General features: G+C 42.9%; 19 protein-coding genes. 9 read left to right on the top strand and 10 right to left on the bottom strand.

The window, feature by feature from the left end; translation table 11 throughout:
* Positions 1-159 precede the first annotated feature (159 nt).
* Entirely contained in the window at positions 160-2,103 is a 1,944-nt protein-coding gene (gene dnaK, locus ACFSTG_RS11305) for a molecular chaperone DnaK (RefSeq protein WP_380752694.1), read from the bottom strand.
* A 206-nt stretch (positions 2,104-2,309) separates the two neighbouring features.
* Between dnaK and ACFSTG_RS11300 the strand changes: the two genes are divergently transcribed.
* Entirely contained in the window at positions 2,310-3,734 is a 1,425-nt protein-coding gene (locus tag ACFSTG_RS11300; protein ID WP_380752691.1) for an L-serine ammonia-lyase, read from the top strand.
* A 256-nt stretch (positions 3,735-3,990) separates the two neighbouring features.
* On the top strand, positions 3,991-4,995 hold the full coding sequence (locus tag ACFSTG_RS11295) for an alcohol dehydrogenase (RefSeq protein ID WP_380752688.1): 1,005 nt from the start codon (positions 3,991-3,993) through the stop codon (positions 4,993-4,995).
* 345 nt (positions 4,996-5,340) lie between these two features.
* Here ACFSTG_RS11295 and ACFSTG_RS11290 read toward each other — a convergent pair whose 3' ends face one another.
* Complete coding sequence (locus tag ACFSTG_RS11290; protein WP_380752686.1) at positions 5,341-5,817, bottom strand: nuclear transport factor 2 family protein; 477 nt, start codon at positions 5,815-5,817, stop codon at positions 5,341-5,343.
* 65 nt (positions 5,818-5,882) lie between these two features.
* On the opposite strand from ACFSTG_RS11290, the gene panB reads away from it, so the two are divergent.
* The 7 genes from panB to ACFSTG_RS11255 all read left to right on the top strand — a co-directional run bounded on the left by panB (position 5,883) and on the right by ACFSTG_RS11255 (position 12,608).
* Complete coding sequence (gene panB / locus ACFSTG_RS11285; protein WP_380752684.1) at positions 5,883-6,701, top strand: 3-methyl-2-oxobutanoate hydroxymethyltransferase; 819 nt, start codon at positions 5,883-5,885, stop codon at positions 6,699-6,701.
* Positions 6,702-6,716: 15 nt separating this feature from the next.
* Positions 6,717-7,139 (top strand): hypothetical protein, encoded by a 423-nt coding sequence (locus ACFSTG_RS11280; RefSeq protein ID WP_380752681.1) that lies wholly within the window; start codon positions 6,717-6,719, stop codon positions 7,137-7,139.
* A gap of 5 nt (positions 7,140-7,144) precedes the next feature.
* A complete protein-coding gene (locus tag ACFSTG_RS11275) occupies positions 7,145-7,930 on the top strand; it encodes a CPBP family intramembrane glutamic endopeptidase (RefSeq protein ID WP_380752678.1) in 786 nt (261 codons plus the stop codon).
* Positions 7,927-8,352 carry a hypothetical protein gene (locus ACFSTG_RS11270; RefSeq protein WP_380752675.1) on the top strand — a complete coding sequence of 142 codons (426 nt, stop codon included), beginning with the start codon at positions 7,927-7,929 and terminating at the stop codon, positions 8,350-8,352. Before ACFSTG_RS11275 ends, ACFSTG_RS11270 begins: the two co-directional genes overlap by 4 nt.
* Positions 8,353-8,362: 10 nt before the next feature.
* On the top strand, positions 8,363-9,061 hold the full coding sequence (locus ACFSTG_RS11265; RefSeq protein WP_380752672.1) for an RluA family pseudouridine synthase: 699 nt from the start codon (positions 8,363-8,365) through the stop codon (positions 9,059-9,061).
* A 255-nt stretch (positions 9,062-9,316) separates the two neighbouring features.
* Entirely contained in the window at positions 9,317-11,077 is a 1,761-nt protein-coding gene (locus ACFSTG_RS11260; protein WP_380752669.1) for a cache domain-containing protein, read from the top strand.
* Between the two features lie 130 nt (positions 11,078-11,207).
* Entirely contained in the window at positions 11,208-12,608 is a 1,401-nt protein-coding gene (locus tag ACFSTG_RS11255) for an aldehyde dehydrogenase (RefSeq protein ID WP_380752667.1), read from the top strand.
* On the opposite strand, the gene ACFSTG_RS11250 is transcribed toward ACFSTG_RS11255, so the two are convergent.
* From ACFSTG_RS11250 to ACFSTG_RS11215, 8 genes are all read right to left on the bottom strand, one after another.
* A complete protein-coding gene (locus ACFSTG_RS11250; protein WP_380752664.1) occupies positions 12,595-14,130 on the bottom strand; it encodes a GNAT family N-acetyltransferase in 1,536 nt (511 codons plus the stop codon). The two genes, ACFSTG_RS11255 and ACFSTG_RS11250, sit on opposite strands and share 14 nt — an antisense overlap.
* Positions 14,131-14,368: 238 nt before the next feature.
* Positions 14,369-15,226, bottom strand: a complete 858-nt coding sequence (locus ACFSTG_RS11245; RefSeq protein ID WP_380752661.1) for a 5-oxoprolinase subunit C family protein — start codon at positions 15,224-15,226, stop codon at positions 14,369-14,371.
* Positions 15,216-15,947 carry a 5-oxoprolinase subunit PxpB gene (gene pxpB / locus ACFSTG_RS11240; protein ID WP_380752658.1) on the bottom strand — a complete coding sequence of 244 codons (732 nt, stop codon included), beginning with the start codon at positions 15,945-15,947 and terminating at the stop codon, positions 15,216-15,218. The genes ACFSTG_RS11245 and pxpB overlap by 11 nt, the downstream gene beginning before the upstream one ends.
* Positions 15,944-16,684: a 5-oxoprolinase subunit PxpA gene (gene pxpA / locus ACFSTG_RS11235; RefSeq protein ID WP_380752655.1), complete on the bottom strand. Its 741-nt coding sequence runs from the start codon at positions 16,682-16,684 to the stop codon at positions 15,944-15,946. Before pxpA ends, pxpB begins: the two co-directional genes overlap by 4 nt.
* A 9-nt stretch (positions 16,685-16,693) precedes the next feature.
* Complete coding sequence (locus ACFSTG_RS11230) at positions 16,694-17,917, bottom strand: Nramp family divalent metal transporter (protein ID WP_380752652.1); 1,224 nt, start codon at positions 17,915-17,917, stop codon at positions 16,694-16,696.
* Positions 17,914-19,068, bottom strand: coding sequence for a DUF2891 domain-containing protein (locus ACFSTG_RS11225; RefSeq protein ID WP_380752649.1), 1,155 nt, complete (start codon positions 19,066-19,068; stop codon positions 17,914-17,916). Before ACFSTG_RS11225 ends, ACFSTG_RS11230 begins: the two co-directional genes overlap by 4 nt.
* 19 nt (positions 19,069-19,087) lie before the next feature.
* Positions 19,088-20,626, bottom strand: coding sequence for a YifB family Mg chelatase-like AAA ATPase (locus ACFSTG_RS11220; protein WP_380752646.1), 1,539 nt, complete (start codon positions 20,624-20,626; stop codon positions 19,088-19,090).
* A 45-nt stretch (positions 20,627-20,671) separates the two neighbouring features.
* Positions 20,672-21,535 (bottom strand): N-acetylglucosamine kinase, encoded by an 864-nt coding sequence (locus ACFSTG_RS11215; RefSeq protein WP_380752643.1) that lies wholly within the window; start codon positions 21,533-21,535, stop codon positions 20,672-20,674.
* Between the last annotated feature and the right edge of the window lie 69 nt (positions 21,536-21,604).

The following is a 21,604-nucleotide window of genomic DNA, read 5'->3' as shown; positions in this document are numbered from 1 at the left end:
CGTACTGAGCAAAGTCGAAGTGCCCGACCAGACAATTGCCTCAGTTTTTGTTGTGGTTTGTTTTTAAAGTCAAGGGTATAAAAAAAGCGCAGCCAAATTGGCTGCGCTTTCATATTTGTTCCAAAGTCCCTCCCCTTCTTAAGTGGAGGTTAGGAGGGTTTATTTCACCTCTTCGAAGTCAACGTCTTCTACATCGTCACCTTGCTTGGAGTCACCTCCGGCTTGTTCACCACCGGTTGCTCCTCCCTGAGGTCCGGCTCCCGGTCCGCCCTGTGGGCCACCTGGTTGTCCGCCTGCATCGGCTTGTGCTTTGTACATTTCTTCAGAAGCTACTTTCCAGGCCTCATTAATCTTATCTAATGCAGGCTGAATGGTATCTACTTCTTTGGTCTCGTAAGCTTTTTTAAGTTCTTCCAAAGCGTCTTCGATTGGCTTCTTCTTATCATCAGAAAGTTTATCACCAAATTCTTTCAGCTGCTTTTCAGTCTGGAAGATCATAGCATCAGCTTCATTCAGCTTATCTACTTTTTCTTTGGCTTTTTTATCGGTTTCAGCATTCGCTTCAGCTTCCTGCTTCATCTTTTGGATCTCTTCTTCAGTAAGACCTGAAGAAGCCTCGATTCTAATATCCTGGGATTTACCGGTAGCTTTATCTGTCGCGCTTACTTTGATGATACCGTTGGCATCGATGTCAAAAGTCACTTCAATTTGAGGTGTTCCTCTTTGCGCCGGTGGAATTCCGTCAAGGTGGAATCTACCAATGGTTTTGTTATCATTTGCCATTGGGCGTTCCCCCTGTAACACGTGGATCTCAACAGATGGCTGATTGTCGGCCGCAGTAGAGAATACCTGTGATTTCTTGGTAGGAATGGTTGTGTTAGACTCAATCAATTTGGTCATTACACCTCCCATAGTTTCGATACCAAGAGATAGTGGGGTTACGTCAAGAAGCAATACATCTTTTACGTCACCGGTCAAAACACCACCCTGGATCGCAGCACCAATCGCCACAACTTCATCAGGATTCACCCCTTTGGACGGTTTCTTTCCGAAGAACTTCTCAACTTCTTCCTGGATCTTAGGGATACGGGTTGATCCACCAACAAGAATTACCTCATCAATATCACTTTTTGAAAGACCTGCATCGCTAAGCGCTTTTTGTACGGGATCCATAGAACGCTTTACCAAAGTATCGGCAAGTTGTTCGAATTTAGATCTTGTCAAAGTCTCTACAAGGTGTTTTGGTCCGCTTGCAGTAGCAGTAACGTATGGAAGGTTGATTTCAGTCTGGGTAGAAGAGGAAAGCTCTATCTTGGCTTTCTCTGCAGCTTCCTTCAAACGCTGAAGTGCCATAGGATCTTTTCTAAGGTCAATATCTTCAGCTTTTTTAAATGAATCTGCAAGCCAGTCGATGATCACCTCATCAAAATCGTCACCTCCAAGGTGAGTATCACCATTTGTAGAAAGCACTTCAAAAACTCCATCCCCTAATTCAAGGATAGAAATATCGAAAGTACCACCACCCAGGTCATAAACAGCGATCTTCTGGTCCTGAGACTTTTTATCAAGTCCGTAAGCCAGTGCTGCTGCAGTAGGTTCGTTAATGATCCTTCTAACTTTAAGACCTGCAATCTCTCCGGCTTCTTTTGTAGCCTGGCGCTGAGAGTCATTAAAATATGCAGGTACGGTAATTACTGCTTCGGTTACATCCTGTCCAAGATAATCTTCGGCAGTTTTCTTCATTTTTTGAAGCACCATCGCTGAAAGTTCCTGCGGAGTATATTTACGTCCGTCTATCTCAACACGTGGTGTGTCATTATCCCCTTTTACTACTTTATAAGGAACTCTTCCCGCTTCTTTGGAAACTTCGGAATATTTGTTTCCCATAAACCTCTTAATAGAGGAAATAGTTTTCGTTGGGTTGGTTACAGCCTGTCGTTTTGCAGGATCTCCTACTTTTATTTCGCCTCCTTCAACAAAAGCGATAACAGAAGGAGTAGTTCTTTTTCCTTCGGCGTTAGGAATTACCGTTGGCTCGTTACCTTCCATTACGGCAACACAAGAGTTGGTAGTACCTAAGTCGATTCCAATTATTTTACTCATAATCTATAGGTTGTTGTTTATTATTGTTTTCAAAATTTTAATCATCCACTTAAAGTCAATCATTATGCCACCGGAAATTATATGACAGGATGTCATTTTTGGCTATTCCAACGAATCATTCCGAAGAAACAACCGACAAAATTGCCTTATCTTAAATTTCTATATTGTGACAAGGGATTATTACATTTGCACGCTAAATTGACAGGATGGAAAGTATCAGTGTATTTGATATGCTTAAAATAGGGGTTGGACCGTCCAGTTCCCACACTCTTGGTCCCTGGCGGGCCGGTGAAAGATGGATCAAAGAACTCAAAGAAGCCGGGAAATTCGATTTGGTAGAAGGGGTCACTATACATTTATACGGTTCTCTTTCCCTCACCGGGATTGGCCATGCTACTGATCTCGCCTCATTACTCGGCCTTCTGGGGTATGATCCTGTCACCATACCGGTTGAGAATATTGATCCGGAAATCAATAACATCAAGACCTTTAACCGTCTTAACCTTAATGGGGAGCGCAGCATTGATTTTGATTTCGATAACGATATCGTGTTTAATAAAAAATTCCTGCCGTTCCATCCCAACGGAATGAAATTCATGGCCCGTTTACATAACGGAAAAACCATTTCTTCAACCTTTTACTCCATAGGCGGCGGATTTGTAGTGAAAGAAGAACGAAAGAATGCCAAAAAACAACTTCAGAAATTCAAGGAATTTCCTTTTCCAATAATAAAAGGAACAGATCTCGCTGGTTTTTGTAAACAGGAGAATAAGAAGATCTCTGAAATCGTTTACGAGAACGAAAAATCCCTTCGCACCGAAGAAGAAATTGACGCCGGTCTTAAGGCCATTTGGGATGTAATGCTGGAATCCATGTATTTAGGCTGTCATACTGAAGGGATCTTACCCGGAGGTTTGAACGTTCGTCGCAGAGCTCCCGACTCCCATAAAAAACTGATCGGGGACCTGGAATACAATACTCCTGAAGAATGGATAGAGGTCATTCGTAAGACCGAGGTAAAATTTCGTTCGATCTTGAAATGGGTGAGCTGCTTCGCGCTTGGAGTAAATGAAGTTAATGCTTCTTTAGGTCGAGTTGTTACAGCCCCCACCAATGGAAGCGCGGGAGTGATCCCCGCCGTTCTTATGTATTATCTTACGATCGAGAATCACGACGCCGGATTCGAAAAAATAAAGCAATTCTTACTGGTAGCAGGAGAAATTGGCAGCTTGTTCAAAAAAGGTGCTACTATATCTGCTGCAATGGGAGGATGCCAGGCAGAGATAGGGGTATCTTCCTCAATGGCTGCCGGAGCATTGACGGAGGTTATGGGCGGAAGTCCTGAACAGGTTATGATGGCCGCTGAAATCGCCATGGAACATCACTTAGGTCTTACTTGCGATCCTATTGCAGGTTTGGTACAAATTCCTTGCATCGAACGTAATTCAATGGGTGCCATAAAAGCCATTAACGCTGCTGAAATGGCCATGGATGCCGATTCCATTCATGCCAAAGTTCCACTGGATAAGGTTATCGAAACCATGTGGGAAACAGCGAAAGACATGAACTCTAAATACAAGGAAACTTCTGAAGGTGGATTGGCGGTGAGGGTGAGTTTGAGTGACTGCTAGGTTAGTATTGAGATATTAGATTTGAGTATTGAGATTTTAATCTCGAAGCGAAACAATTTACCGAAACTCCTCCACACTTGGAGGGTTTCGCGAAGCGAAATGTCTCAATCAGCTCCCCATCCTTTTTTCAAGGAGGCCTGCCTGCCGGCAGACAGGGGTGGTCCGGTACTCCCTTTCCTACCCCCTTTTAACTACATTTTATAGATATAAACCTCTTATTTTCAATAACTTCAAAACTCAAAAATCAGAAGAAGTTATGAAAGCAGCACAAGTACAGGAAAAAGGAGGTGATTTTAAGATTGTGGAATTAGACAAGCCTAAGCCCGGACCAAAGGAAGTTCTAATAAAAGTAGAAGCCTGTGGAATTTGCCATAGTGACGCATTTGTAAAGGACGGTACCTTTCCGGGCATTCAGTATCCAAGAGTGCCGGGCCATGAAGTGGTTGGTACTGTGGAAGAAGTAGGAGAAAGAGTAAACATCTGGAAAAAGGGACAGCGCGTGGGTGTCGGCTGGCATGGCGGACATTGTTTTGAGTGTGATCCCTGCAGAAAAGGAGATTTTATAAATTGTAAAAATGCAAAAGTGAGTGGTATTTCATATGACGGAGGTTACGCCGAATTTATGACAGCACCACAGGAGGCTGTTGCCTCTGTTCCTAAAGAACTTTCTTCGGCCGAAGCCGCTCCTCTCCTCTGCGCCGGGATTACCGTCTTTAACGCGCTGCGCAATTCAGGAATAAAGCCAGGCGATATTGTGGCCGTGCAGGGAATTGGCGGTCTGGGTCATTTGGCAATACAATATTCCGCCAAAATGGGTATGCTTACTGTTGCCATTTCTCATAGCGATAACAAAAAGGAGCTGGCAAAAGAACTCGGAGCCAAACATTTTATAAATACTGAAAAAGAAGACCCTGCAAAAGCTCTTCAAAAGCTGGGAGGCGCAAAATTGATACTGGCCACTGCTCCGGTGGGTAAAGCCATTACAGCAGTGGTGGACGGTCTAGGCATAGACGGAAAGCTCCTTATAGTCGCCGCTACTGGAGAAGAGGTGAAAGTTTCACCCATGCAGCTGCTTATGGGGAGAAAATCCCTGGCTGGATGGCCCAGTGGTACTGCTAAAGATTCGGAGGACACCTTGGATTTCAGTGCCCTCACCGGTACCGTTCCTATGATTGAAGAATATCCACTTGATAAAGTCAACGAGGCCTATGACCGAATGATCAACAACAAAGCCAGGTTCAGGGTGGTGCTCAAGCCGTAATAGAGATTTGAGTAGTGAGTATTGAGTAGTGAGTTTTTAACCTCCCCGCCCTGCCGAAGGCAGGTGAACGAGCAGAGAAACGAAGTACCAGACTGTCTCCACTTGTGGAGAGTTGCGCAGCGAAAGGTCCAGCTCCCCTCCTTTTTTCAAGGAGGCCTGCCTGCCAACAGGCAGGGGTGGCAGACGATAGTCTGAGGGGGTGATCCAGCGCTACACTAGCGCAGCGGCTTTGGAGAAAAATCCCCCAACCCGCAACTGCCAACTGGCAACTGGCAACGGGCAGCCGATCTCTCGTCACCCTCTTCTCTATAGAATGATTGGAATTTGGAATTTAGTGCCTGAAATTTATTTCATTTTCCTCCCCTCACAACCTTCCTTCCTCCTCGTATCAATTAGAAAAATGATCTTCCATTCTTCCTTCACCTTTAGCAACTGAAAGCTATTCACCCCACAATGACTAAAATTACCATTCATATAAAATGAATATGGGGTCCAGGCATGGGCCATTTCTCCGTCAATTTTAATTTCATAATTGTGTAAAACTTCTTTGAATTCAGTCTCCAGCGGAATAGCCACTATGCCTTTTAATACTTTTCCAAGCTCTTCATTAACCAATTTCACCTCTCCCTCTTTGGTCCTGCCAATGGTTTGCACAATGGGATCTTCATGGAATACAGATTTCATTACAACAGAATCTCTTGCGTGAAAACCCTGGAAGAAAGTCTCAATTGTTTTCTTCACTTTTTCATCTTCGGAAATTTCCTGGGCCGAAACCGATATTGTCAAACACAAAAGGATCATTGTGGGAATAAATTTTATCATTTTTGTATAGTTTGGGATGTAGAAGCCGAATTTACTACTTTTACAGGAATTTAAAATCCACCTACATGTCAGTTGCTAAAAAACAGTACAAACGGGTCACTACCAAATCCCTGGTAGAGATGAAAGCCCAGGGAGAAAAAATTTCCATGCTCACCTCTTACGATTATTCCATGGCTAAAATTGTTGATGGAGCAGGTATTGATGTGATCCTGGTTGGTGACTCTGCCAGTAATGTTATGGCGGGACATGAGACAACGCTTCCTATTACCCTTGATCAAATGATCTATCACGCAGCAAGTGTGATAAGGGCTGTTGAACGAGCTTTGGTGGTGGTGGATCTTCCCTTCGGTAGTTATCAGAGTGACCCTAAGGAAGCTTTACGCTCTGCCATCAGGATCATGAAAGAAAGCGGCGGCCATGCAGTGAAACTGGAAGGTGGTAAGGAGATCAAAGATTCAGTGAAACGCATTTTAAACGCAGGAATACCTGTTATGGGTCACCTGGGATTAACGCCACAGTCCATCTATAAATTCGGAACATATACTGTTCGAGCCAAGGAAGAAGCCGAAGCAGAAAAACTGAAGACTGATGCCCTGATGCTGGAAAAAGCCGGGTGTTTTGCTTTGGTGCTTGAAAAGGTCCCTGCGAAACTCGCTAAAGAGGTTGCGGAAAGCCTAACTATTCCGGTTATAGGGATTGGTGCCGGAAACGGGGTCGACGGGCAGGTACTGGTAGTTCATGATATGATTGGAATGACCCATGAGTTCAATCCGCGGTTTTTGAGAAGATATGCCGATCTGCATACTGAAATGACCAAAGCCTTTGAACAATACCGGGATGATGTGAAGAGCAGAAATTTCCCATCAGACGAGGAACAGTATTAGAAGTTTTCTTAGAACATGAAAATCAGGTATTCTAAAACCCGCCTTTTTTCAAACCTTTTATTAGGAAGCCTTTTTACCTTATGGGGTACCGTAAAATGGCTTGAAGGATCAGCCAGCTATTTCGGTTATTTTCAGCTGCTATTAGGAATCCTTATGGTAGGGAACTTCTTTTTTGAAAGGCATAATCAATACCTTAAAATTGAAAACGGATTCCTCACAAAGCATTCCCTCAGAAAAAAGTCGTTAAAACTAGAAGAGGTTGTTCAGATTAAATCCTTTCCAGGAAAGATCAAAATTTTCACTTCCGAAGAAAACCTTAGTATTAACACCGGTATCATTGATGAAGATTCTATCAAAGATCTTTATCCCGTTCTAGGTTCCCTGAAGCTCCATCAGAAAGAAAATCCATTTCTTGGCTGGTCGCAGACCAATTCCTGAAAGGTATGGGAATAGCTAAAGCTGTTTTACTCACTTTCCTATTGCTGCTTTTCGAGATAGTTCTTCAGTTCCTTTCTTATTTAATCTTCGATACAAGGAACGGCCCGGAAGATCTGGATCATATCTTAGGGTGGACTCTTATAATAGCGCGGGTGACTACATATCTTACCATCTTCTATTTCTTCTGGAAATCACGGAGCAAGAAATTTAATGTTACCGTCAAAAAGCCCGATCTGTTTATAATTCTTTTTCTCTTGCTTATTCTCCTGGGAACAGAATTTATCAATCGTCCATTTCTTGACCTTAACAGATTATTTAATAACACTCCGGCTAAATTCATTTATGAAGGTTTTTCCACGAGTGAAATTTACGGAACCATCACTGCCTTCCTCATAGCTCCAGTTTTAGAAGAATTGTTTTTCAGAAAATTCTTGTTTCAAAAATTATTGATCAAAAAAGGGTTTTTAACAGCTTTACTGGTCTCATCTGTCTTGTTTTCACTCATTCACTGGGAGACACCCCTTAACCTGATTCCCGCCTTCATCATGGGACTTATTAGCGCAGTGATTTTCTACAGAACTAAAAATATTGGCTATTCCATTTTACTTCACTTCCTGTACAATGTCTCTAATCAACTCATTTATTATAAGGCTGAATTGTATTCGGAATGGTTAAACTGGCTGGACTTCGGAATTTTATACTGGAGCTTATTTGTCTTCGGAATTTTTATCACTTTATTTGCTTTAAAGTTTATTCCTAACACCCGAAGCTTGATCACTTATGCAAAATGACGATTAGATATTCAAAAAAGCATTTAAGGAAAGATCTTTTGATGGGATCGGTTTACCTGATATGTGGAGTTGCAGGAATTATTTTTGACTCCGGTATTTTTTTAAAATATGGTTTCACAGCTTTAGGAGTTTTCTATTATGGTTTTTATTTTTATAAGGTGAAGTTTCAATATTTAGAGCTTGAAGATCAAATTCTCACTTGTAACATCCCCGGCAACAAGAAGGAAATTGATCTTACAAAGTTCACACGGATTAAAAAGATTGCAGACGAAATCACTTTTTTGACACTTCATGAAAAGCTCGTGATCAGGACTGATTTAATAGCAAGGGAAGATTTACCGGTTCTCAAGGATGCCCTGGCCTCCCTGGAACTGGAACCCATAAAAAATCCTTTTAAAAAGGAAATTATAAAGACTATTTAAAATCCCGTTTTTGGAAGATAAGATAATTTCAACCCCACAAAATTTACAGGTGCTCCACGAGGACAATCACCTCATAATTGTCAATAAGCGGCCCGGTGATATCGTGCAGGGTGACAAAACCGGAGATATGCCTCTCAGCGAAGTGGTAAAGGAATATATAAAGATCAAATACAACAAACCCGGAAAGGTATATCTGGGGGTGGTACACAGACTCGATCGACCTACAAGCGGCATCGTGGTATTTGCAAAGACCTCCAAGGCCCTTCCCCGCCTTAATAAGTTATTCAAAGAGAAAGACGCAAGGAAAACCTACTGGGCGATCGTCAAAAATGCACCACCAAAGCAGCAGGACACCCTGGTGCATTATATGAAACGCAATCAAAAGCAGAATAAATCCTACGCTCACATCAAAGAAGTACCCGATTCCAAAAAAGCCATTCTGGACTACCAGATACTAAAACAACTCAATAATTACTACCTCCTGGAGATCGATCTGCACACAGGTCGCCATCACCAGATTAGGAGTCAGTTATCTGCTATTGGCTGCCCTATTAAGGGAGATCTGAAATATGGATTTGACCGAAGCAACAAAGATGGAAGCATTCACCTGCATTCAAGAAGGCTTTCATTCATACATCCCGTAAAAAAGGAAAAGGTGGATATCACCGCTCCTCCTCCTAAGGATCCGTTATGGGATGCCAGCATTTAATTCCTGTTCTCATACCACTTTCCTCAAAGCTCCTTTTCTGACTGATAAATATCATGACCTTAATGATAAATTATCAGCATGATATTTTGTATATTTAATTGAAGTACAACATATAAGGATCGGGAAACAAAGAAACTCAGCTTTCACTGTATGGAGCTGTTTTCTGGTTTCTGATATTTCTCATGATCACATATACTGTATTTAATATTTCCCCTTACTGATATCCCCCACAACAACATTCTAAAACTTTTGAAAATGAGAACAAGTATCATTTTAGTTCTTACGCTTGGGACCTTTTTATGTCAAAGAGGTTTTTCAAACGAAATCAACCCTGTTTTAAATGACCATTCAGAAATGTATCGCGCAACAGACACTGCAATGGCAGGACAGGATTCAACCCAATATTTAATTGAGCTTGTCAAGGATGCGGCTCAAATGATCCGTGAAAACGGGGTAGCAGCTTTTGAAGAATTCCGGAAGCCCCAAAGTCGGTGGCGCAAGGGAGAAACCTATATTTTTGTTTTAGATAAAGAGGGGAACATGCTTGTGCATGCAGATCCCGAAATGGAAAATAAGAACCAGCTGGATCTGGAGGACGTCAACGGAAAACCCATTATACGGGGTCTCCTGGCAACCGCTACGGCCCTACCCGAAAAACAGGAAGGCTGGTTCCATTATCAATGGCCGGTCCCGGATGGACTTCTTCCCCGCTGGAAAAGCAGTTATGTGCAGTTGGTTAAGTCTCCTGAAGGGAAAGAATATATCATTGGCAGCGGAATGTACAATGACCGTATGGAAAAGGAATTCGTATCCCATATGGTGGATAATGCAGTAGAAATGATTGAATCTGAAGGAAAAGCGGCTTTCGAAAAATTCTATGATCCTGCAGGCCCCTTCCTGGTCAAGGATACCTATATTTTCGTTTTAGACACTACCGGGGTAGAACTGGTAAATCCTGCCTTCAGAAACCTGGAGGGGAGAAATCTTATGGACCTAAAGGATACTGAAGGAAAGTTTCTGGTGCAGGAAATGTTCAAAGCCGTTGAAAAAGATTCCGCCGGCTGGGTAGAGTATATGTGGCCAAAACCCGGGGACAATCTTTCAACCCAGAAATCTACTTATGTAAAAAAAGCCCATTTAGGGGACAGCTGGGTGCTGGTGGGGGCAGGTGTTTATCTGGCCGATGCACCAAAGAAAAAATTGAAAAGAGAAGAGATCACGCCGTTTGATCTCAAGAACTTTGTAACCGATGCTGCGGTCAAACTGGAAGAAGAGGGGGAAGAAGCTTTCTCCGATTTCAGGATAAAAGATTCCCAATGGTTTAACGGAGACAAATATCTGTTCGTATGGGATCTTGACGGAAAAAGGGTTTTTCATGCTGCAGATCCCTCCATAGAAGGTGATATAGTTAACGGCACCCTGGATGCCCTGGGCCGGCCATATGGTAAGATGTTCCTTGAGACAGCTTCCTCTGCGGCAGGTGAAGGCTGGGTGCATTACATGTACCCGGAACCCGGAGATATTTTTCCTGCCTGGAAATCGAGTTATATAAAGAAGGTGACCTTTCCTTCCGGCAAGGATCACCTGGTGGGCAGCGGGATCTATAATATGAAAATGGATGAATTCTTCATCGAGGATATGGTAGAGCAGGCAGCTGCCTTGATCGAAAAACAGGGACGGGAGGCTTTTGATGTACTAAGAGATAAAAAAGGGCCCTTCTATTTTATGGATACGTATATATTCGTCGCTAGTCCTGACGGTACCGAATTAGTGAATCCGGCACTGCCGTCCCTTGAAGGCAGAAATCTGATCGACATGAAAGATCTGGATGGAAACCCCGTCGTTAAAAAAGAGATTGATCTTGCCATGGAGAAAGGCAGCGGATGGCTGGAGATGTCCTGGTTTCTACCCGGAACTAATACTCCTGCGCAAAAAATGACCTTTGTGAAAAAAGCTGAAGCCAACGGAGAAACTTTTATCGTGGGTTCTGGTTACTACGAAGTAGAGCAGGAATAGGCAGGTTCTGGAAGCTGCAGTAAGAAAAAACCTTCCGGAGGGAGAGGAAAAATAATTTTTACTCCTCAATGGACTGCTTTTTTAATTTGTAATGGCAATGTCGTAAATTGACAAGGTCTAAATAGGATCAATGGCCCATACTTTTATCCCTTCCGAAGAGAATATCCCCAATGTAATCAAAAAACAAAGAGCCTTTTTTGAAGCCGGAGGCACCCGGGATATTCATGAAAGACTTGAAAAACTAAAGAGGCTGCAAACAGTCATTGAAAAAAGAGAAAAAGAAATTTCTGAAGCTCTTTACAATGATTTCCAAAAACCGGAATTTGAAACCGTCGTTACCGAAACTTCCTTTATCCTCAGTGAATTAAAGTATATCATTAAGCACCTGAAGAACTGGGCGAAGCCAAAAAAGGTGAAAAGTAGCTTGCTCAATTTCCCTTCATCAGATTTTATTTATTCTGAGCCCTATGGCACCTGCCTGGTACTCGCGCCATGGAATTACCCCTTCCAATTAAAAGTTTCCCCTGCTATAGGTGCTATTGCAGCGGGAAATACCGTGGTTTTGAAACCCAGTGAATATTCCCCCTACACTTCTCAAATTGTTGAAGAGATCTTTGCTGAAATATTTCCTCCGGAATGGGTGAGCGTGGTACAGGGAGATGCTTCTGCTTCTGAAAAATTACTGGAAGAGAAATGGGATTATGTTTTCTTCACCGGAAGTGTACCTGTGGGAAGGATCGTCGCAAAATCTATTGCCCCTCACCTGACCCCAGCAACTCTGGAGCTTGGGGGTAAAAGTCCATGTATCATTCACCGTTCTGCCAAACTGGAACTGGCAGCAAAGAGGATCGTGTGGGGCAAATTTGTAAATGCCGGACAAACCTGTATCGCTCCAGATTATCTTCTGATCGATGCCTCAGTGAAAGCTAAATTTCTGAAGGCCGTAAAAAAGGAAATAATTGCTGCTTTTGGAGATCATCCTAAAAGTTCTCCTGATTTTGCCCGGATCATCAATCAAAAGAATTTTGAACGGTTAAAGGAGCTTTTAAATGACCAAAACTGTTTGGCAGGAGGCGCAACAGATATTGACAGTCTGTATATCTCGCCCACTTTGATAGATGAACCCTCATTGAATTCAGAAATAATGCAGGATGAGATCTTTGGACCTATTCTTCCGGTGATCTCTTTTAGTTCAGAAGAAGAAGTGGAAAAGATCATACTAAATTATCCAAAACCCCTTTCCCTCTATGTCTTTTCCGAAGAAAAGGATTTTTCAGAAAACATCATCCAAAAATTCAGTTTTGGAGGGGGCGCTGTGAATGATGTGCTCGTGCATATTGCGAACAAGAACCTGCCTTTTGGAGGGGTGGGCAACAGTGGTTACGGTGCCTACCACGGAAAATTTTCCTTTGACACTTTCTCGCATAAAAAAAGTATCAGCAAGCGTGCGACATGGTTGGACGTACCTCTGAGGTATGCACCTTATGGCAATAAACTGAAGCTGGCAAAAAAGCTGCTTAAGTATTTTTAGGATTCTTCTTTTTAAGAGAATACAGGTCTTTTCTCCGATCGGTAAGGTTACGAACACTTCCAAAGGCATGTAATTCCTTTAAAAGATCAAGATCAACGTCTACCAGCAACGTACTTTCGGTATTTGGCGTGGCTTCGGCTTTAATACCATTAACCGGAAACGAGAAATCTGAAGGTGTAAAAACAGCACTTTGAGCATACTGGATGTCCATATTGTTCACCTTTGGCAAATTCCCCACAGAACCAGCGATGGCCACATAACACTCGTTTTCTACCGCACGACTCTGGGCACAAAGGCGTACCCTGGAATATCCATTTTGGGTATCGGTCATGAAAGGCACAAAAAGAATGTTCATTCCTTCATCTGCCAGTATTCGCGATGCCTCAGGAAATTCCACATCATAACAGATAAGGACACCAATCTTTCCGCAGTCAGTATCCATGGTCTGCAGTTTGGTTCCGCCTTTCATCCCCCAGGCAGAAGCTTCCGCCGGGGTTATGTGCAATTTCTCATACCGCTCATAACTACCATCCCTTCTACAAAGGTATCCCACGTTGTACATGTGTTCACCAATGATCTGGGGCATACTTCCGGTAATGATATTGATATTATAGGTGATGGCGAAATCAACAAAGGTTTCCAGCAACTTATCTGTATAGGAGGCCAGGGAACGAATGGCTTCCGCCTCATTAAGATGGTTGTAATCGGCCATTAACGGTGCGTTGAACAGCTCAGGGAACAGGATGAAATCACTTTGGTAATCACTTACGGCATCCACGAAGAATTCGATCTGGGAAACCAGCGCTTCAAAATCCTTAAAAAGACGCATTTGCCACTGTACCAGGCCAAGCCTCACCACCGTTTTCTGGGTATGAATAAGCTTATCGGGCTTGGAATAGTAAATGTTGTTCCATTCCATTAAAGTGGCAAACTCCTTGCTTTCATAATCTCCTGCCAGGTATCCTTTGATCACTTTCTTTACGTGAAAATCGTTGGAAAGCTGAAAAGACAATACCGGGTCATGGATCTCTTTGATCTTGACCTTTTCAATATACTGTTTTGGAGTTAACTCTGCGGCAAATTTTGCGTAACTGGGTATTCTGCCACCAAAGATGATGGACTTCAGGTTCAATTGCTCACAAAGTTCTTTTCGCGCCTCATAAAGTCGCCTTCCAAGTCTCATCCCCCTGTATTCGGGATGAATAAAAACATCTATCCCATACAGAACATCCCCATTCTTGTTATGGGTGGAGAAATTCTCCCCTCCCGTGATCTGTTCATAAGTGTGATTGTCATCAAACTTATTATAATCAACAATTATGGAAAGGGCACAACCGGCGATCTTCTCATCAATGATGATACAGAATTGCCCATCGGGGAATTTTTTTATAAGGTTCTTGATCTCCTTTTCACTCCAGTATGCTTCAGCAAGACTTCCATAACTCTCGAGCATAGAGATCTTGAGCTCCTTATAATCTTCCACGCTCAGGTTGCGCAACTCAATTTTAGCAGAATCTATCACTTGCAATTTTTTTTACAAAGTTATCGCTTTATCAGGTCTCTTTAAAATATAAAACTGTTCTGACAAATACTACATAACCTTTATAAACTTTAAAGATTAATTAATCAAAATTAACAGTTATAAACTCTTGATATTTCGTAAATTAGAGAGGATAAATTTTGTTAACGGGTGTCAAATTTCTAAGACTTGATAATGTAGGGGAAGTTGAGTCTTCAGAAAGATGGCACCTTCTGTTTGTTTACCTGTCAAGAATTTTAAACCGAAAACGATCTCCCGCAATTTTCTGTGTCAGTTTATTGATCCCTTTTTCACTTAATTGCAGAATTCTCGGGTACCCTCCCGTGGTTTGACAGTCTCGCATAAGAACAATAGGTTTCCCGGAGGGCGGCAGCTGTACTGTCCCCGGAAGAACCGGGCCCGTCAAAATGGGTTTGAGGGAATTTTCAATGGATTCCTGTAACTGTATTCCCATCCTGTTGTTGTTTCTGTCTACGGAAAAAACCCTTTCATGAAGGTTCTTTTTTTCTGCTTCTGAAAGGCAATCGTATTCGGGACCTTTGAAGGTTTCCACTATTTCAGCCGATAGATAATTGTCAAACCTAACACCGGAATGGTGTTCCGGTAGAGTTTCCATAGAGGACCGGTACTCAAGACCGATTCCTTTAATGAGTTTTTCGTACCGGGTGCATACCGAATACCAACTTCTACTGTCCAGTACCTTTTCAGTTCTGAAGCCGCCTTTTACAGCCAAATAAGCTCTACAGCCGGTCAATCTTTTCCCGAAAGAAAGGAGCTCACCTCCCGAGAGATGGTAAGCTTTGTTGTTTTCTAAAGGCTCTCCGTTCAAATGTGGCGAAAGTTGTGCTCCGGTAATCACTATACTTGTTGCTCCTGTAAATCTTAATTTAGGCCCCAGCAAAGTTATCTCCAATATAGCTGTCCCGGGTGGGTTCTGTAATAGTAGATTTGCCATTCCCGCTGCATAGGTATCCATAGGGCCGCTCAAAGGAACTCCATACTGCATTAACCCTCTCCTTCCCGAATCCTGGATTGTCGAAAACAATCCGGGTTGCAATATTACTGCTTCAGCCTTCATAGATCTCTTTTTTGAAACGGAAAGTTTCTGCAGCTACTTCTTCAGTGATCTGCATATGTTCCTGCCCGGAAACCGGATAGAACTTGATCTTATCTCCTGCTGAAATCTCACAGGGCGGTAACCGGTTTTTATCAAAAAGAGGCACCGGGGAATTTCCTATTATTTGCCATCCTCCAGGGCTTGATTGCGGATAGATCCCGGTCTGATTTTCACCTATTCCCACAGAGCCTTTTTGAACCTCTAAACGAGGTTGCTCTTTTCGGGAAATATGGAGGTTTTTATCAAGTCCCCCAAGGTACAGGAATCCGGGTAAGAACCCTATAAAAAAAACAGTATAAACGGGAGCAGAATGAAGTTCAATAATCTGTTTTCCGGAAAGGTTTTTTTGAGCGGAAACATATTGGAAATCTGGTGCAAAATCAGATTCATAACACACGGGAATATGGAATAAACTCTTTTCAATATTATTAGCTATATTAGCCACTTCCAAAAGCTTTTTCACCCTTGAAACCTCTCCATAGACATCTTCTATAGGTGAATTGTAAACAACTGCTAATGAATTATATGTGTTGATTACCTCAACCTTTTCTTTAAATAATTTTTCCTGCAGGAATTTTTTGTAACCAAGGATCTTTTCCAGTAAATCTTCATTGATCACCTCCTCGAATTCTATAAGGATCGCCTTCTCCCCCATTAATTTTATCTCTGGAAAATCCTTCATAAATTTTGGTTAATCTCTATACCATGTTTAGGCAATTCCCGGTGAAGATAAGTGAGAATTTCAACTGCATTTGGAGTGTCGCTGTGGAGGCAAAAAGTAGTCGCATTACAATCAATTTTCTTCCCGTTCAAACAGGTGATCTTTTGCTCAGAAACCATGGATAAAAGATGCTCAAGCACCTGTTCTTTTTTGGTGATCAAAGCATGCGGATTTTTCCTTTCAACAAGACTCCCGTCAGGGTTATAATTCCGGTCCGCAAAGGCTTCATAAACCACCTTGATTCTTCCTTTTGCAATCCCGGTTAGTATTGAATTTTCGGGAGCATATAGAGCAAATGGTTCTTCAAATTCAAGAATTGAATTTACTATTGCCTCTGCAATGGTTTCATTCTTTTGGGCATCGTTGTACAAAGCCCCGTGAGGTTTGACGTGGACAAGCTTTGCTCCTTCAGCTTCAGTGATCTGCTTCAGGCTAAGGATTTGCGCTACCAGGGAACGCTGTAGTTTATCGGGTTCGATTTCAAGAGTTTCCCTTCCGAAGTTCTCTTTATCGGGATAAGAGGGATGTGCTCCAATCTGCACTCCGTGTTCCATAGCAAGGACTGCAGTCATATGCATGCTCTCCAGGGTGCCTGCATGGCCCCCACAGGCGATATTACAGGCAGAGATAAGCGGCATTAACTGACGGTCAAATTCCCCGCCTTCTCCAAGGTCACAGTTGATATGGATCTTTCTCATAATAATTTTTTATAAACCTCCCAGAACGCTGAAAATAGATTTGGCTCCCAGAAATATGGTGATCCCAATTATCAGGATCCCAATGATATTCTGAAGGCCTGAATTCTTGTATTCCCCCATCACCGTGACCCGGTTCACGATCCAGAATAAAAAGATCGCCACCACCGGCAACAATATGCCATTCGCAACCTGCGCGAACTGGATGAGCTGTACAGGCCGAAACCCGAGGGAGGAAAAGAACATTCCCAGGAACAGGATCGTAGCCCAAACCATTTTGAACTTTATTGAATTTAAGCCTTTTTTCCAACCTAAACAACCCTTGACAACATAAGCCGCAGCCAGAGGGGCGGTAATGGAAGAGGTAATCCCGGCTGCAAAAAGACCAATGGCTATAAACCAGGTAGCAAACTCCCCGAATAAAGGTTTAAGTCCAACCGCAAGATCTGCCGCGGTAGTAACATTGGTCACTCCAGAGGCAGCAGCAGTAATAATGATACTCATTGACACCACGCCTCCTAAAAGAATGGCCCAGACCAGCTCTTTTCTGGCTACTCCCAAATATTCCTTTCCTTTCCACTTTTCCCCTACCAGGGATGCATGCAGGAACAGGTTATATGGTACCACTGTGGTACCTATAAGAGCCATGATCGTCAATATACCGGCAGATCCACTTTGAGGGAGGAAAAGTCCTTTTAAAAGTTGAGAAATATCGGGACGGGTAAGAATCGCAGTGACCACAAAAGAAATACTCATTATAAGAACAAGGCCGATAAAAACCCTTTCCAGCACTTTATAATTCCCTGTTGCGAGTAACCCAAACGCTACCAGCCCAATAAACAAACTCCAAAGATCGAGAGAAAAGAAACCACCCTCTATTACATAGGGCGGGATAATTGCTGAAATTCCCAGGACCGCCCCGGTTATATTCCCGGCTTCGTAGGCGGCATTCCCAATAACTATGGCAGCAAAAATAAGGACAATCGCAAGATATTTGAAGAGAGGATTCTTTATTTCGTCCCGTATGGCTTCACTAAGACCTTTTTGGGTAATGATACCCAGCCGGGCAGCCATTTCCTGCAGTACAATGCAAGCTACAATAGAAAGCAAAAGAGCCCAAAGAAGGGTGAACCCAAAATTAACTCCCGCCAGGGTGCAAACAGTGACAGTACCTGGTCCTATGAAAGCTGCCGAAACCAGGATCCCCGGACCGGTATTCTTTAGCCAGTTTCTCACTTCTTCCCGAATCCTGCCTGTAAAGCATACAAAGCAAAGGTTCCCAACCAGTGGCCACCTTCATAGGTATCTCCCACCAGGTTGGGAAAGGAATAGGAAAGATGACTGTCCGCAACGGCTTTTAAATGCCCGTATCGTTTGGGATATTGCCGGGCCAGACCGTGCAGGACCCATGCCCTGCTGAAGTTGAGACCATCCAGGTGCACCAGCTTACCATCTGTCCTGTCTGAGACTTCGGCAACTTCCATTGTGAAATCTTTGTTTTTCAACTGTGGCATAAAATCCTCCATCCAGAGACGGAAGGCATTTTCAGGCAGTATTCGTCTCATGATATCAATTTCCGAAAAACAAGGCGAGAGAAAATCAAATCCGCCTGGTTCCCAGCTTAAAGGACAATCATCATCGTTTATATAATAATCCCTGGCTCTTTTCTCTATCAATAATTTCAACTCTTCACTTTCGGTAGCTTCTGCATAATCATGGGCTAAAGCAAGAGCAAAAGCAGTGTTGTTATGCTCCCCAACCCTGATAGGATAGACCAGTTTGGGAAGAAACTCTTTGAACTTAACTGTGATCAAAGCAGTAAGAGGCTGCAAATTACCTTCCAGCTCCCTTGCCAGAGGATCATCCCAGGTATGGAGCTCCTCTGCCAGTTTGAGGAGCCAGGCCCATCCGTAGGTGCGTTCATAGGAATCCTCCTGTTCATTGCTGAAATAGGACACTTCACCCTGTATATTTTCCGGGGAAAGAGATGCCTTAAGCTTATTCCTTATCTCCTCAGCCTTTTTAAGATCGGGGAATTGTTTAAGCAAACTTACAAGAGCCCAGTGGCCGTGCACAGAAGAATGCCAGTCAAAGCAGCCGTAAAAGGCCGGATGCAATTCTTTAGGTTCACCAATTTCATCGGCATTAGCCAAAGTTTGATTTAGTTTATTGGGATATTCCACGTTGATACAATCCAAAGGAAGTTGAGCCAGGGTATTTGCCTGATCCAACGTTAACTGTACAGGCTTATTCTCCTCCAGGAGAGCAGAAGCCTTATCACCAAGGGTAGTATCCTGTTGTACTTCCCTTAGGTCATTAGAGTCTTCATCATTCCCTTTACAATTGACCAATGCCATCGCGGCAAGAACGATCACTATTTTTTTCATTTAAGTAGGTTTTTATATTCTAGCCCAGCCATCCTTCCCGGTCCAGGCTTCTGTATTGAATGGCTTCACTGATGTGGGCTCCATTAATATTCTCTGATTCCTCAAGATCTGCAATAGTACGTGAAACTTTTAAAATGCGGTCATAGGCCCGGGCAGACAAATTAAGTTTTTCCATAGCGGTCTTTAATAGCTGTTTGGAACTTTCATCAAGAGCACAATGTTCACGAATTTGACGTACACTCATCTGGGCATTATAATGAACATTATCATTATCATTGAATCTCCGGGTCTGTCTCTCCCTTGCGGCTGTCACTCTTTTTCTTATTTCCACACTGCTCTCTCCCTTTCGTTCTTCGCTGAGTTTCTCAAAAGGCACTGGAGTAACTTCTATATGTATATCGATCCTGTCCAGTAACGGTCCGCTAATTTTGCTCATGTACCGTTGCATTTCAAACTGCGAGGAGGTAGATGGAGACGAAGGATCATTGAAAAATCCGCTGGGACTTGGGTTCATGCTTGCCACCAACATAAAGCTGGAGGGATAGGTAACGGTAAATTTTGCTCGTGAAATGGTGACCTCCCGGTCTTCCAGGGGCTGACGCATCACCTCAAGTACGCTTCTTTTGAATTCAGGAAGTTCATCCAGAAACAGTACCCCGTTATGTGACAGTGATATTTCCCCGGGTTGCGGATAAGCCCCGCCGCCAACCAGGGCGACGTCTGAAATAGTATGGTGCGGACTTCTAAAGGGCCGGTGCGCCATAAGGCCAACATTTTCTTTCACCCTTCCCACCACCGAATGGATCTTGGTGGTTTCAAGCGCTTCATGCAAGGTCATGGGCGGAAGGATACTGGGCAATCGTTTAGCCAACATGGTCTTTCCCGCTCCCGGAGGGCCTATAAGAATTATATTATGTCCTCCGGCTGCAGCGATCTCCATGCAGCGTTTAATAGATTCCTGGCCCTTGACATCTGCAAAATCATGTTCAGGATTTTCAAGTTCAGAATAGAACTCCTGCCGGGTATCTATGACTGTTTTCTCCAGCTCCTCCCCTTCATCAAAAAACCCGATTATCTCTTCAATGTTCTCAATTCCGTAGACATCAAGACCGCTAACTATAGCCGCTTCTTTGACATTTTGTTTTGGGAGTATAAATCCTTTGAAACCTTCCTGTTTTGCTTTAATGGCAATAGGAAGGGCTCCTTTTATGGGCTGTAAGCTCCCGTCAAGGGAGAGTTCCCCCATGATTATATAATCCCCGATATTTTCTGCCTGGATCTGTCCCGAAGCTATAAGAATTCCCATAGCGAAGGTAAGATCATAAGCCGAACCTTCTTTGCGAAGATCGGCAGGTGCCATATTCACGGTAATCTTTTTCCCCGGAAAGCTGCGGCCAACATTTTTCAAAGCGGCCGCAATCCGGAAACTGCTTTCTTTTACCGCGATATCCGGAAGGCCAACCAGGTGGTAGCCAATACCTGAATCAACATTCACCTCTACCGTAATAGTAGTGGCTTCTACGCCAAATACAGCACTTCCGAAGACCTTTACCAGCATTTAAAAATGTTTTTTTAAATGTAGTAAAATTTTGGATAAAGAATTTTACTGCTGTGTCTTTAACACATTTTTGCGGTAGTAATCAAGTATACCATCTATAGGACGTTGCACAAAATTTCCGGCCTCAAGACGATAGGGTTGTAATGCATCTTTTATGATGTCCTGAGAAAAATAAGCAATAGACCCCACGAAGTGTATTGGCACATTTTGAGCTTCCTTAAAGCACAAAACCCGGTGTTCAATAAAGTTTTGCATTCCTTCAGCTATCAACTGGTAGAAATACCCGTTACGCTCATTTTTAAAAATAAACTCTGCGAACTGGGCAAGGTAAGTATTTGGACTATCCTTCTTGTATATGTTCTCTTTAATAGTATCTGAAGAAAGATCATACTCCTTTTCAAATTTATCGGCCAGGGATTTAGGCATTTTCTTATAGTAATAATCCCTGATAAGTCTTTTTCCGAAGTAATTACCACTGGCTTCATCCATGAGGATATATCCAAGGGAATCAACTGCAGTTCTAATGGTTTTCCCGTCATAATAGCAGGAATTTGAACCGGTGCCGAGAATACAAACTATCCCCGGTTTATCTGTCACCGCATATACGGCGGCAACCATGTCTTCCTGAACCAGTACTTCTGTGGCATTTGAAAACCAGCCTGACAGAAGTTTCTGTAACATGGCTGTAGGTTTAGGGGTACCACAACCTGCACCATAAAAATGCACCCTTTCCACCTGTGAACGCACCTTTTGAAGATCTTCGTTTTCATCAAGACGTTCAAGGAGGACTTCAGTCTTAAAAACTGCTGGATTCAATCCTTTGGTACGCGTTTTTAGTAATTGCTCACCTTTAGAATCCAATAAGATCCAGTCGCATTTGGTAGAGCCACCATCGGCAATTAATATCATCTTTTAATTTCTTTTAAGTAAAAAAGGCTGTTTTAAATGCCATACTTTTTAAAATATGTTCATAAAACA

Origin of the sequence: Salinimicrobium flavum (genome assembly GCF_042684505.1) — a bacterium.
Lineage (GTDB): Bacteria > Bacteroidota > Bacteroidia > Flavobacteriales > Flavobacteriaceae > Salinimicrobium > Salinimicrobium flavum.
This window is presented reverse-complemented; position numbering and strand designations above follow the sequence as displayed.